The organism is Ferruginibacter sp. SUN106 (genome assembly GCF_050611765.1).
Classification (GTDB): domain Bacteria; phylum Bacteroidota; class Bacteroidia; order Chitinophagales; family Chitinophagaceae; genus Ferruginibacter.
The window spans coordinates 1,341,165-1,354,622 of record NZ_JBODJC010000001.1 but is presented as its reverse complement, the minus strand read 5'-3'; the positions used below and the strand labels follow the sequence as shown (position 1 = coordinate 1,354,622).

Sequence of the window (13,458 nt, the reverse complement as noted above, 5' to 3'; positions counted from 1 at the left end):
GAACAATTGCACCGTTTTATATTTCTACATAATCTAAATCTTTACCAAAGGTTTCTTCAGATAGGTATGTTGCAATCACTGAAATTGCCATTACAATAATTGCAGTTATCCAGCCGCTTGTTGTAAATGAAAAACTGCCTTGTAAAAAATTAAACAGCAGTAAGATCAACGGCAAAGACCCTCTAACCATATTAGGTACTGTGGTGGTAGCGGTTGCCCGCAGGTTGGTGCCAAACTGTTCTGCTGCAATAGTAACAAAAATGGCCCAGAAGCCTGTGCCAAAGCCAAGGCCTGCAATTATCCAATACATTGTAGTAGTAGAAGTGTTATGCTGTGTAAAAAACAATATCAGCATAATTCCTGTAAAAGCATAAAAAACATACAGTGCTTTTTTCCTGCTTTTAAGCCACTGACTTATAAACCCTATCAATACATCGGCAACAGAAATTGCAGCGTAAGCAAACATCGTAGCTTTACCCGGAATTATTTTCTCGGTTAGCCCAAATTCTTTTCCGAACTTATTAGAGAAGGCTATTAATACTCCTATTACAAACCAGGTTGGCAATCCTATTAAAATGCTGCACAAATATTTTTTAAATCTTTTCTTATTGGTAAAAAACATAAAGAAATTCCCTCTTGCAACCTTCTTTTCTTTTACCTGCTCAAACAGCCCCGATTCAAAAACAAATACTCTCAATATCAGCAGGCAAAAGCCAAGGCCGCCACCAATAAAATAACAGATACGCCAATCGAATTCTTTTGAAATAAAATAAGCTACTACAGCCCCCGTTAACCCAAGGCCGGCAACCAAAGAAGTACTTATTCCTCTTTTATTTTTATGCACCAGTTCTGATACTAAAGTAATGCCAGCTCCTAATTCACCCGCAAGCCCAACACCTGCAAAGAAGCGCACCAATGCATATTCATTTACTGTATGCACAAAGCCATTAAAAATATTAGCAACCGAATACAAAACTATTGACCCAAACAAAACACTAAGCCTTCCTTTTTTATCAGCCATTATACCCCAGATGATGCCACCGATCAGTAATCCTATCATTTGTATACTGATAATAAACTGCCCGCTTTTATCTGCCTGGTCTTCGGTAAGCCCTAATGAAAGCAGGCTCTGAATCCTCACTATCTGGAATAATAATAAATCATAAATGTCCACGAAGTAGCCAAGAGCAGCTACAATTACTATAACATTAAAAACACCATTCTTATTTTGCTGCAGCGTCATCGTTATACTTTTTCTTTTTGCCAAAAAACAATTTGATAAAAATGGGTGCGGTAGTTACCACAACAATTCCTATTACAATTATTTCAAGGTGTTCTTTTAAATCAAATTGAAAAGCATCCCATAACCATTTTTGTAAAAAGAAACCGCCCAGTATCATTGATGTAACCCAGGCCACACAACCAATGATATTATAAAAGGAGAATTTGGCTTTATCCATATTTACAATACCCGCAATCAACGGTGCAAAGGTTCTTACAATAGGAACAAATCTTGCCAATACAATAGCACCACCGCCATGCTTTTCATAAAAATCATGCGCTTCATGTAAATAGCGTTTTTTAAAGAACCACCTGTCACGCCAGTTATACATACCATGCCCGAATTTTTTCCCAAACCAATACCCTAGTGCATTACCTAAAATACCGGCCAGTGAGATCAATATTACCAGCACAAAAAGATCGAGCCAGTAACTGTGATTATTATCCATGCCAAACAAATGTAAAAACTGGTATCCCAAACCTGGTTCTGTTTTATTATCCATTTTAATTTCATGAGCTGATAAGCCAGCTACAAATAATAAAGAATCTCCCGGTAAAAAGAAACCGGCAAATAAACCCGTTTCGGCAAATACCACCAGCAATACAAACCAAAGTCCGCCATTAAGAATATACCATTGCGGCTGTAATAACTGGTGCCAGTGAAAATCTAAAAAGATAAAGTCTAACATGAATATTTTTTTACGAATTATGATGATGAATGTTCCAGTTGTCCTTCCCACTTACTTACTGCAGCAGTAGCTAATGCATTACCTAAAACGTTGGTCATGGTGCGGCCCATATCGCAAAATACGTCAATGGCTAATATCAGGCCCACACCTTCGGGAGGAATGCCAAACATTCCGCCTGTTGCAAGCACTACTACCAATGAAGCCCTTGGTACACCGGCAATACCTTTACTGGTAATTAGAAAAACTAGCAACATTATAATTTGCTGGCTAACATCCCCGGTAATAGAAGTAATGTTGAATGCCTGTGCAATGAACATACTGGCAAATGTCATGTACATCATGCTGCCATCTAAATTAAAAGAATAGCCTAATGGCAAAACAAAACTTACAATTTTATTGTTGCATCCAAAGCGTTCCATTTCCTCTACTAATTTGGGATACACAGCTTCGCTGCTGGCTGTACTGAATGCGATAGACATAGGCCCGGCGATACGCTTTAATAAAACAAATAGTCTCTGTTTTAAAATAAGATAACCAACAATCAGTAATACGAACCAAAGAACAAGAAGCCCAACATAAAAATCTCCGATATATTCACCAAAAGTAGCTAGTATACCCAGGCCATTTTTTGCAATTGCAGCAGCCATTGCACCAAACACACCCAAAGGAGCTACATACATTACATACCCCACCATTTTCAAAACTATATGAGCCAAAGCATCCAATGCGTTTACAATAGACTCTCCTTTTTTACCAATGGCAGCTAATGCCACACCAAAGAAAACCGAAAAAATTACGATCTGTAAAATTTCATTGGTAGCCATGGCTTCAATGATACTCCTGGGCACCACATGCTCTACAAATTTGGCCAATGAAAAGCCTTTGGATTTTTCCAGCAGGTCGGCAACTGAACTCTTATCTGCATGCTGGATGTCAACTCCCACGCCGGGTTTAAAAATATTTACTAATACCAGGCCTAAAGTTAATGATACTAAAGATGCAGTAATAAACCATAGCATAGCTTTACCCCCAACACGGCCCACCGTTTTCATATCGCCTAATTTAGCAATACCAACTGCTAATGTGGCAAATACAATTGGTGCAATGATCATTTGCACCAGGCGTAAAAAAATAGTGGTGAGGAGTTTAATATTATCCGAAAAAGTAGTTACAGTTGTTGCCGGATAGTTTTCATGTACATAATAACCAACTGCAATTCCCAAAAGCATGGCACCGATAATATACCATGTTAATTTGCTTTTTTTTGTTGGTTGATGGGTGATCTCCATTACATAACATTTAGTGCCGCAATATAATATTAAAACCTGTTAAACCTCTGCTGCTTATAAAAAAGTATAACTGGTGACTGTTTTAAGAATTAATTGCTTATTTTTCCGATTCATTACTAACTAAATCTAAACAACTGTATGAGTTTATTTGTAAAAAAGCCCATAGACCAATTGATGGCGGAAGCCGGAGATTCTGAAAAAGGCTTAAAACGTACCCTTAGTGCAGGTGCATTAGTGGCATTGGGTATCGGTGCTATTATTGGTGCCGGATTATTTGTACGAACTGCTTCTGCAGCAGCACAAAATGCAGGGCCGTCCGTTACACTCGGATTTATTGTAGCGGCAATTGGCTGTGCCTTAGCCGGTTTGTGTTACGCTGAACTTTCTTCTTCCATTCCTATTTCCGGTAGTGCTTATACTTATACCTATGCTACAATGGGTGAATTATTAGCCTGGGTTATTGGATGGGATCTTGTATTAGAATATGCTGTAGGTGCCGCAACTGTAGGTATTGCCTGGAGTGAATACCTGAATAATTTATTGGTAAATGTATTACACTGGAAAGCGATACCGTATGAATGGTGCCACTCTCCTTTTGAACACTCTATACCTGATGCAGCGGGAATGATACAACATGGTATTGTTAATATTCCTGCTTTTGGTATTGTGGCTTTATTAAGCTTGTTGTTAATTAAAGGCACCCAGGAATCTGCTTTTGTAAATGGTATTATTGTTATTACAAAAGTGGCTATCGTAATTCTCATCATTATTTTTGGATGGGGTTTTATCAATGCTGGTAACCATACGCCTTATATTCCGCCTGCAAGTACTTATACCGATCACCAGGGTATTGATCATAGCTTTGGTGGTATCATGGGTATATTAGGAGCAGCCGGTGTGGTGTTCTTTGCCTTTATTGGATTTGATGCTGTAAGTACTGCAGCTCAGGAAACAAAAAATCCGAAGAAAGCGATGCCGATTGGTATCCTGGGCTCTCTGGCCATTTGTACGGTTTTGTATATTTTGTTTGCGCATGTATTAACCGGACTTGCACCTGTTGAATTCTTTAGAAATGCCGGTAAGGAAGCATCAGTGGTTATGGCTATCGAAAAATATATGCCGGGTTATCATTGGTTGGCTAATTTGGTTACCGTAGCTATTTTAGCAGGTTTCTCTTCTGTAATTTTAGTAATGCTTTTAGGACAAAGCCGTGTATTTTATTCAATGAGTAAAGACGGTTTGTTACCAAAAGTATTCAGTGCTATTCATCCTAAATTTCAAACGCCTTATAAAGCCAATCTTATCATTTTAGTAATTGTAGGATTGTTTGCTGCATTTATTCCGGGAGATATTGTTGGTGATATGACCAGCATCGGAACCTTGTTTGCATTCATCCTGGTGTGCGTAGCGGTTATTATTTTAAGAAAAACAGATCCGAATCTTCCACGTCAGTTTAAAACGCCTTTTGTTCCATTGGTTCCTATTCTTGGAATAATAGTTTGCGCTGCCATGATATTTGGTTTGGGTTGGACCAACTGGGCTCGTTTGTTCGGATGGTTAGCTATTGGATTTGTAATTTACTTTGGTTACAGTGCTAAAAAAAGTAAGTTGAGAAATCCTGGTAAATAATAAGATATTACTAATGTTTTTAAATATAAAAAGCGCCCTGAAAAATTCAGGGCGCTTTTTATTAATAATCACATGGTCTGACGTCCTCGTCTGACCATGTGATTATTCCACTTTTATCTCATCTGCAAAAATATGTGTATCGCCTCCTGCTCCTTCGTGCCAGGCTGGTAACTTACCATATTGAATTGCTTTTACTCTTACATATTTTGCTGCTACAGGAGTAAATGAAGCAGTTATATTTTTTACCTGCACATTTAAATCTTCAATAGGCAAGAAATTTTCTCCTGTATATACCTGCGTAAAATTTTTACCATCTACTGAAACTTCAATAATGAGTTGTTTAGGTACCACTATCCATGCCCTGGTATCCTGTAAAAAACCGGCAGTAAGTTTCGATATGGTTTTGGTTTCATTCAGGTCTATCACTGCTTCCATATTGGTTTTTTGAAAACCCATCCAGTTGCCTTTGCGCCAGTTGGCACTGCCATAAATGCCATCAATCAAACCTTCGGCACCACCACCATCATACTGCTGTTCGCTAGGTGTGTTTAATTGTACCGACCAGTTGTTATTGATCCTGAAATAATTTGCCGTAGTGACATAACTGTATTCGCCCTTTTCATTTATAGCGATCGCTTTTACAGTGATTGTACTATCTACTGTAAACGGACCAAGGTATTTTTTTGATGCTGCATTCGGCATGGTACCATCAAGTGTATAAAAAATATTTACCCCGGGCTGATTTGAATAAATGCTTACTGTTTTTTCTTTCTTAAATGAAACTGCACCACCATCAATCACCGGGTTCAATACAATTTTATTATCCGAAATTGCAGTAGAAGGAAAACCAACAGCACCATATGAAGAAGGTATGGTACCCATCATAAAATTTATGGTTCCTCCTTTTACAATATCAAAATAAGAGAGATAAGATTTTTTATAGGATTGCGTATTTAATGAAGCTGATTGAATATAAAAATTCTTATCGCTTAAATTATTGGCTTTCAGTAAAAATGTTTTTCCGTTCTCTAAATGAATTGTTGCAGATGCAAATGATGGCGTACCAATAATGTAGTTTGTTGTACCTGGCGTAACAGGATAAAATCCTAAAGCGCTCAATACATACCAGGCACTCATTTGTCCGCAATCTTCGTTACCTGCCAAACCATCGGGTGCATCCTGGTACATTTCTTTAATGATCTGGTGAATTTTTTCCTGTGTTTTAAATGCCTTACCAGTAAAGTTGTACAGGTAAGCAATATGATGGCTGGGTTCGTTACCATGTGCGTATTGACCGATCAAACCGCTGATATCATCTTGTTGCCTTCCTGTTGTTTGTTGCGGCTCTGTAAATAAAGCATCTAATTTTTGTTCCAGTTTTTCTTTACCGCCAATCATTTGCATATAACCTGCCACATCCTGCGGCATATAAAAAGAGTATTGCCAGCTGTTGGCTTCGGTAAAACTATTATTCACTTCCCTGGCATCAAAAGGCGAAACCCAGTTACCATTTTTTCGTGGCCGCATAAAACCGGTTTTCAAATCCAGCATATTTTTATAGGATTGTGCTCTTTTAATGTATGTAGTATAAGCAGCTTCGTCACCCAGTTTTTTTGCAAATGCTGCAATGCACCAATCGTCATAAGCATACTCCAGGGTTTTACTTACACTTTCGTGTTCATCATCCTGTTCTAAAAAACCGTGGTCTATTAATGCCGGCAATCCTAAATGGTTCCATGTAGCACTTTTTTTCATTGCTTCCAATGCCAATTTGGTATCAAACTGGTTTAATCCTTTCATGTATGCATCCACAATCACAGGTACGCTGTGATACCCTATCATGCAATCTGTTTCGCAACCGCTCAATTCCCATACAGGCAATCTTCCTCCTTCTTTGTATTGGGCCAGAAAAGATTTAATGTAATCAATTGTTCTTTTCTGATCGATGATAGTGTATAAAGGATGTGCACCACGATGGGTATCCCATAAACTAAATACAGAGTAGTTGGTAAAATCTGTTGCGGTATGAATTGTATTATCCCTGCCACGATATTGTCTATCCACATCCATATTGATATTGGGCACTACCATCGTATGATACAAAGCCGTGTAAAAAGTTTTAAGCTGGTGTACATTATTACTGCTCACTTCAATTTTACTCAATTCTTTATTCCAGGTTTTTGCAGCGTCAGCTTTTATTTTTTCAAAATCCCAGCCGGGCAATTCCGCTTTTAAATTTTTCCGGGCACCTTCAATACTTACTGCAGATATCGCCACTTTTGCCATTACCGTTTTATCAGCAAATTGAAAAAATGCCTTGATATTTTTTGAATTGATAGACCCGTCATATTTTGAACCAGATGGCACAAAGTATACTTTATCATTGTCCCAAAAACTGGATACAGTAAATGGTTTTGAGAACTCAATAACAAAATACACATACTGGTTATCTGCCCATGCCCTGCTTCTTCTTAGGCCTGCGATAGTATGATCATTTAAAATTTGTAATGACGATTCCAACACTTCATCCCTGTGCTTTAAATCGATGATGATATTATTTTTTCCTGCTGATGGAAAAGTGTACCTGTGAAAGCCTACTCTTGTGGTAGCAGTTAACTCTGCTGTAATATTATCATCATCCAGTTTTACAGAATAATATCCTGGTATTGCTTTTTCATTAGCATGAGAAAATTTTGAGCCGTATATTTTATTATCTGGAGAAGGGGTACCTGTCATCGGCATTAATAAAATATCTCCGTAATCGCTGCACCCTGTACCGCTTAAATGTGTATGGGTAAAGCCGTAAATATAATCATCCGAATAATGATAGCCGCTGCAACCATCCCAGCCTTCCAATCTTGTATCAGGGCTTAACTGTACCATGCCATGTGGCAATACTGCGCCGGGATAAGTATGGCCATGGCCACCGGTGCCAATCATCGGATCAACATATTGGGTAAAGTTTTTTTGTGCGGCAATTTGATAAGAATTGAAAATAAAAAACAGGCAGACAGCAAGAATTCTTTTAACCATTGTTTGAGTTTTGTGCAAGTTAAAAAGAAACGGCGCAATATAATTGCGCCGTTAATATTATATAGTAATCTGTAAAACTAAAATGGCAGATCATCCGCAGCAGAAACATTAGCTGGGGCAGTTCTCATAACTGGTTGCACCGAAGCTGGAGCAGCTGTTGCATGGCTTACATTACCTGCATTAGCTCCCTGGTTATCTCTGTTGCCGCCTAATAACTGTATACTTTGAACCCTCATACGCAAAGTAGCTGCAGCCTGTCCTTCCTTATTAGTATAAGCGTCTGCTTCCGGCGCACCTTCCGCATACACCGTAGTGCCTTTGGTTAAATATGGAGCGATGGCAGTTCTGTCAGTCCAGTACGCACATTCCACCCAGGTGGTTCTTTCTTTTTGATTGCCCTGCGCATCTTTAAAACGTTCTGAATGTGCAACGCTGAAATTGATGACGCTTTTTCCGTTGATTTCTTTAACGATACAATCTTTACCAAGATTGCCGATAACCTGTAATTTGATCATAATTGTGTTTTTAAATGTTAATCGATGTATCTGTGTGTGTTATAAAATTATGAATTGTTTACAAACTTCTCTTATCAAACTATAAACATTGCGTTTCGTAAATTGTGGAATAAAATTTACGAAGCACAACCAGCTTACTTTACATACTTTATTTACTTTATATACTTTGTTTTCCGTTAATTCTAATCCCATATTTTAGGCCTTGCTGTTTTTACAGTTCTCAAATAATCGAGTAATTGCCCTGTATGCACTGCTTCATGGTATGCAATTCGTAAAAGATAGTCTCCAAGGCTACGGCGTTGGCCTATATTTTTACGGGTAATATAAATCTCTTCTAATTCCTTTGCGGTAAATCCGTTCACCATTTTCAAAAATTTCTCACGGTAAGGCTGGGCATGCCGCAATTCATCGTCAATGGAAGAATAAGGATTGCTTTTCAGCGGGCTTTCAAAATCCCCCATTTCTCCCCTGTGCAAAATAATATGATGATAAATATTTTCTCCTTCCAGCACATGGCGTACCATTTCAATACAGTTCATCGCATCACCATCCGGCCGCCAGAATAAATAGTCTTCAGAAATACCCTTCCACACTTTTATACTTCTTCGCCTTACTTCTTCAAAATTTAATATCAATAACTCTTTTGCATTCATTGTATGCACCATGGTTTAAGGTTTACTATTTTAAAAATCAGTAAAATGCTAAAAGAAGAATTGTTCTAACACGATCTTCCCGTCTTTTACTTCATACACTGCTACTTCATCCATCTTCATTCTTGGCTGGCCTTTAAGTGTAACATCCATCCCCATCGTGCAGGTAAAAAAGTTTCCTGCCACCAAAGGTTTAGAACAATAACCGTCATGCATCTCTTCAATCATATCATGAAATTGCTTTCCTTTTTCCATAATTGCATCCAGCCCTTCTGCATTAGTAAAAATTCCCCCTGCCGGTTCAATGCTTTTAGCATCTTTACTGTACAATTCTGTTTGAATGTGTTCAAAGCCGTTTTGCTGAGACAGTTCATAAAACCTGTCTGCTACCTGTTGTGTTGTCATGGTTTGTTATTTTAAAATTTGATTAAAGAAAGTTTACACAATAGTATACACCTGCAATTTTTCAATTGCGGTTTTACATTTTACTATTGATGAGGAGTTGCTGATCCGGCAGTTGCCGGAGGTTGTAACAGATGTTGCTTAAAACCCATCTGCTACAACCGGTAACTAAGTGATCAAGGGGATTATTATTTTTAATTCATTTTTTTCTTCAGCGTACTCACCTGGTCCTGCAAATTATTTACCAGGTTAGCAAGTGAATTTACATCCCAGCGTTGCTGCACACTTACTTTACTGATCACTGATTGCGCCATCCATAATTCCACCACATCATCAGCATTTACCTGGTAAGGCTGGTATTGCGGATTATCGCTAACCAATGTGAGTTTATTCTTTGTCTTATTATTTTTCACCACTCTCTTATATACAATCCCTTCATTACGGCTTACAACAATATAAGCCATATTATTTTTTATGTCTTCCAGCGAATCTACTTTTTCACCCACAATAATACTTCCGCTTGGGGTAGGTAACATACTATCACCTATTATTTCAAATGCCCTGTAGTTACCACCGGCAAGCATTGGCAAAGTGAAAGTGTTCAATTCATCAATAAATTCCGTATCAGCATAACCTGCTAAATAACCAGCAGCTGCTTTTACAGGTACAAAGTGAATCACATTCCTGTCGGCACTCATCATTTTTTGCTGCCTGCGTTTGGCTAAATAATTACCTCCTGTATTGCTCAGGTCTTTCAGTAATAATTCGTCCAATGTAAGCTTAAAGATTTCGCTGATAACTTCAAGGATGTCAATCCTTGGGTCGGCACGTTCTTCTTCGTAGGCTCCTATTAAAGAGCGTTTGATACCGAGCTTGTTCGCAAATTCTTCCTGTGTCCATCCACGGAGTTTGCGAAGGTATTTGAGGTTTTGTCCGGCTTGTGACATAATGCAACTAATTTGATTAGCACAAATATACTAATAATTTTAGTTTGTCCAAATTTATTTTTTCAGATACATAACTACGGGTTACGGGTTTGGAGGTTTCGGGTTATTTGATTGTTGGTTTTACAAAAGAGCTCAGTTCTTCGCAAACGATTAAATAACCCATAACTCGTAACCCGTAACAATTGCCAAATGAAGTTGAACAAAGAGATGGCCGCATTAAAAAAAATCAAAACGAGGTTAATTACAGTTACCTTATTTTTGTAGCAAATCAATTTTATGAGCTACATTTTACCAATACATAATATTTTAAGATGGGCTGTGCTTCTTTTTGGAGTGTGGACTTTATTAAATGCCCTGACCGGTGTTTTCAGTAAAAGAAATTATACAGGTACCGATAATAAAGCGAATTTATTTTTCATGATCAGCTGCGATATTCAATTACTGATAGGATTGATTCTGTATTTTAATGGCGTTTGGTTCGAAAGTTTAAAAGCCAATGCCAAAGCTGTAATGGACAATGCAGGCCCACGATTTTTTGCGATGGAGCATGTGCTGATGATGATCATAGCATGGTTGCTGGTACATGTAGGTCGTAGTATGGTTAAAAGAACTGATATAGATGCTCAAAAACATAAACGTAGTTTAATTTATTTTGGTATTGCTATTGTGATCATTCTTGCGATGATACCATGGCCATTCAGGCATGCCGATATTGCAAGGCCGCTGTTAAGACAATTCTAAAATAAAAAATATTGAATTTGCGAATATCTAATGATGAATAGTTTCATCATTGAAAAATTCCGGAGTAGAGATATCCCATATTCACTATTCACCATCCTACATTCAACCTACAATGGCAACAAAAAAACAACAGCCCGTAATTTTAATCACCAACGATGATGGCATAACTGCACCGGGAATAAAAAACCTGGTAGAAGCAGTAAAAGGTTTGGGCAAAGTAGTGGTGGTGGCACCGGATAAACCCCAAAGCGGTATGGGGCACGCTATAACAATTGGCCATCCGTTGCGTATGACTAAGATGGATATTTTTGATGGTGTGGAAGCATGGCAAACCAGCGGTACACCGGTAGACTGTGTAAAGCTGGCTGTAGATAAAGTATTGCACCGCAAGCCAGATATTTGCTTAAGCGGTATTAACCACGGTGCTAATCATAGTATTAATGTAATTTACAGCGGCACCATGAGTGCTGCTATGGAAGCCAGCATTGAAAGTATTCCCAGTATTGGTTTTTCATTATTAGATTATAATATTGAAGCAGATTTTACAGCTGCCCGGTTTTATGTACATAAAATCGTCAGTACTTTGCTGAAGCAAAAAATGGATAAGCACATGTTGCTAAACGTTAATATCCCTTCTTTAGAAATGGAATTGATAAAGGGAATAAAAGTCTGCAAACAAGCTTATGCCAAATACGAAGAGGATTTTGAAGAACGCAAAGATCCGCAAGGGAAAAAATATTACTGGCTTACAGGCAAATTTGTAAATTTTGATAAAGGCAAGGATACTGATGTTTGGGCTTTGGCCAATAATTATGTAAGTGTAGTGCCTGTTCAATTCGATCTTACCAACTATACTTTAAAAACGCAATTAGAAAAAAAGAACCTTTTCAAATGATATTTAAAAAAGACAATTTTGTTTTAGGAACCATCCTGGGATTTGTAGGGCCGTTGTTTGGTGTACTTCTTTTTAAATACATGAAATTTAAAACGTCGTCCTTTGGAGAAGCTTTTCATTTTATGTTTGTGGAGGAAGAAGATCATAAAACAATTTCAGTTGCATTAAGCCTTGCATTACTGGTTAACGCAGTTTTATTTACTTTTTACATTAATACCAATAAAGATAAAACAGCTAAAGGCATATTTGCTTTAACCTGTGTATATGGCTTGCTTATATTATGCCTGAAAACGTTTTCGTAAAATTTACAGGAGGTATATACATTTTTAATTCAGCATTATTCTTATTAAGACATGCTTCAGCTTAACTTCTCTCCTTTTCCTCAATTAACAACAGAGCGTTTAGTATTAAGGGCATTAACTACTGCCGATGCCGGTGCAATAGCCGCACTGCGCAGTAATGAAATAGTTAATCAATATCTTGACAGGCCCAAAACTACTACGCCTGGTGATGCATTGTTGTTTATCGAAAAAATATCCAAAACCCTGGCCAATAAAGAAGGGGCGTATTGGGTAATTGCATTAAAAGAAAACAACGCTCTAATTGGCACCATCTGCTACTGGAATCTTATTCCGGAAGAAAACATTGCAGAAATCGGGTACGAACTGCATCCTGATTTTCACGGCAAGGGCATTATGCAGGAAGCCATAGAAGCGGTTATTGATTATGGATTCAATGAAATGAACGTTGAAATCATAACGGCAATTCCAATAGCTGCAAATACCCCTTCCAGAAAATTACTGAAGAGAAATAATTTTACAATTGATGATTCCGGGAAATATGCAGGAGAAGTGTATGAAGGCTCGGAGAATAATGTGATTTATATACTGAAGAAATAATAAACACTATTTTTATTTCATTCTAACATAGGCAGATGATTGGTATATACCAATTGCCATTGCCTGTAATAATTTACCAGCAACAACTTGAATTTTTTATCAATATAATCCTCAATAACCACTCCGGATTTTTTAAACCGGATGGTAAGTTTAAGAGTTGCATTACTATCACTGAAATATATTGGAAACATAACCCCGGTATGATCAATCGACTCATTGGATTTTAAATAATTCTGATAGATACAAGTATCATTAATAAACACGAAAGTACTGTCATCAAAGCCGGCACCTAAAGAAAGGAAGATGGAGTTTGGCACTTCCCTGAGCATCGAATCTAGTGAAGATAACAATACATCCTGTTCATAAAATTTTGCCACCTTGCTGGTATCCTGTGCCGCAAGAGCATAGCATTGAAATATAAAAAGCAGGTTCAATAACAGGTGTCTGAATCTTTTATTATACAAAGTATAAGCAGGCATTTTTAATTG

At 37.7% G+C, this 13,458-nt stretch carries 14 protein-coding genes; 5 read left to right on the top strand and 9 right to left on the bottom strand.

The window, feature by feature from the left end:
- Positions 1–16 precede the first annotated feature (16 nt).
- From ACQ334_RS05575 to ACQ334_RS05565, 3 genes are read right to left on the bottom strand one after another with little or no spacing between them, the layout of a single operon-like run.
- Positions 17–1,267 carry an MFS transporter gene (locus ACQ334_RS05575; protein ID WP_430987181.1) on the bottom strand — a complete coding sequence of 417 codons (1,251 nt, stop codon included), beginning with the start codon at positions 1,265–1,267 and terminating at the stop codon, positions 17–19.
- On the bottom strand, positions 1,224–1,970 hold the full coding sequence (locus ACQ334_RS05570; protein ID WP_430987180.1) for a DedA family protein: 747 nt from the start codon (positions 1,968–1,970) through the stop codon (positions 1,224–1,226). The genes ACQ334_RS05575 and ACQ334_RS05570 overlap by 44 nt, the downstream gene beginning before the upstream one ends.
- Before the next feature lie 17 nt (positions 1,971–1,987).
- Entirely contained in the window at positions 1,988–3,259 is a 1,272-nt protein-coding gene (locus ACQ334_RS05565) for a dicarboxylate/amino acid:cation symporter (RefSeq protein ID WP_430987179.1), read from the bottom strand.
- A gap of 138 nt (positions 3,260–3,397) precedes the next feature.
- Here ACQ334_RS05565 and ACQ334_RS05560 point away from each other — a divergent pair, with 138 nt between their 5' ends.
- Positions 3,398–4,888 carry an amino acid permease gene (locus tag ACQ334_RS05560; RefSeq protein ID WP_430987178.1) on the top strand — a complete coding sequence of 497 codons (1,491 nt, stop codon included), beginning with the start codon at positions 3,398–3,400 and terminating at the stop codon, positions 4,886–4,888.
- A gap of 102 nt (positions 4,889–4,990) precedes the next feature.
- Here ACQ334_RS05560 and ACQ334_RS05555 read toward each other — a convergent pair whose 3' ends face one another.
- The 5 genes from ACQ334_RS05555 to ACQ334_RS05535 all read right to left on the bottom strand — a co-directional run bounded on the left by ACQ334_RS05555 (position 4,991) and on the right by ACQ334_RS05535 (position 10,435).
- On the bottom strand, positions 4,991–7,921 hold the full coding sequence (locus tag ACQ334_RS05555; protein WP_430987177.1) for a GH92 family glycosyl hydrolase: 2,931 nt from the start codon (positions 7,919–7,921) through the stop codon (positions 4,991–4,993).
- A gap of 77 nt (positions 7,922–7,998) precedes the next feature.
- On the bottom strand, positions 7,999–8,436 hold the full coding sequence (locus tag ACQ334_RS05550; protein ID WP_430987176.1) for a single-stranded DNA-binding protein: 438 nt from the start codon (positions 8,434–8,436) through the stop codon (positions 7,999–8,001).
- A 182-nt stretch (positions 8,437–8,618) separates the two neighbouring features.
- The gene (locus ACQ334_RS05545; protein ID WP_430987175.1) at positions 8,619–9,101 is read right to left on the bottom strand and encodes a DinB family protein; all 483 of its coding nucleotides are present in this window, start codon (positions 9,099–9,101) and stop codon (positions 8,619–8,621) included.
- A gap of 36 nt (positions 9,102–9,137) precedes the next feature.
- Complete coding sequence (locus ACQ334_RS05540) at positions 9,138–9,491, bottom strand: SnoaL-like domain-containing protein (protein ID WP_430987174.1); 354 nt, start codon at positions 9,489–9,491, stop codon at positions 9,138–9,140.
- 191 nt (positions 9,492–9,682) lie between these two features.
- Positions 9,683–10,435: an XRE family transcriptional regulator gene (locus ACQ334_RS05535; protein ID WP_430987173.1), complete on the bottom strand. Its 753-nt coding sequence runs from the start codon at positions 10,433–10,435 to the stop codon at positions 9,683–9,685.
- Between the two features lie 276 nt (positions 10,436–10,711).
- On the opposite strand from ACQ334_RS05535, the gene ACQ334_RS05530 reads away from it, so the two are divergent.
- The 4 genes from ACQ334_RS05530 (at position 10,712) to ACQ334_RS05515 (ending at position 12,970) form a co-directional block, all read left to right on the top strand.
- Positions 10,712–11,176, top strand: coding sequence for a hypothetical protein (locus ACQ334_RS05530; RefSeq protein WP_430987172.1), 465 nt, complete (start codon positions 10,712–10,714; stop codon positions 11,174–11,176).
- Positions 11,177–11,288: 112 nt separating this feature from the next.
- Complete coding sequence (gene surE / locus ACQ334_RS05525) at positions 11,289–12,071, top strand: 5'/3'-nucleotidase SurE (protein ID WP_430987171.1); 783 nt, start codon at positions 11,289–11,291, stop codon at positions 12,069–12,071.
- A complete protein-coding gene (locus ACQ334_RS05520) occupies positions 12,068–12,373 on the top strand; it encodes a hypothetical protein (protein WP_430987170.1) in 306 nt (101 codons plus the stop codon). The genes surE and ACQ334_RS05520 overlap by 4 nt, the downstream gene beginning before the upstream one ends.
- A gap of 51 nt (positions 12,374–12,424) precedes the next feature.
- Complete coding sequence (locus tag ACQ334_RS05515) at positions 12,425–12,970, top strand: GNAT family N-acetyltransferase (protein ID WP_430987169.1); 546 nt, start codon at positions 12,425–12,427, stop codon at positions 12,968–12,970.
- Positions 12,971–12,987: 17 nt separating this feature from the next.
- On the opposite strand, the gene ACQ334_RS05510 is transcribed toward ACQ334_RS05515, so the two are convergent.
- The gene (locus ACQ334_RS05510) at positions 12,988–13,449 is read right to left on the bottom strand and encodes a hypothetical protein (protein ID WP_430987168.1); all 462 of its coding nucleotides are present in this window, start codon (positions 13,447–13,449) and stop codon (positions 12,988–12,990) included.
- Positions 13,450–13,458: the final 9 nt, after the last annotated feature.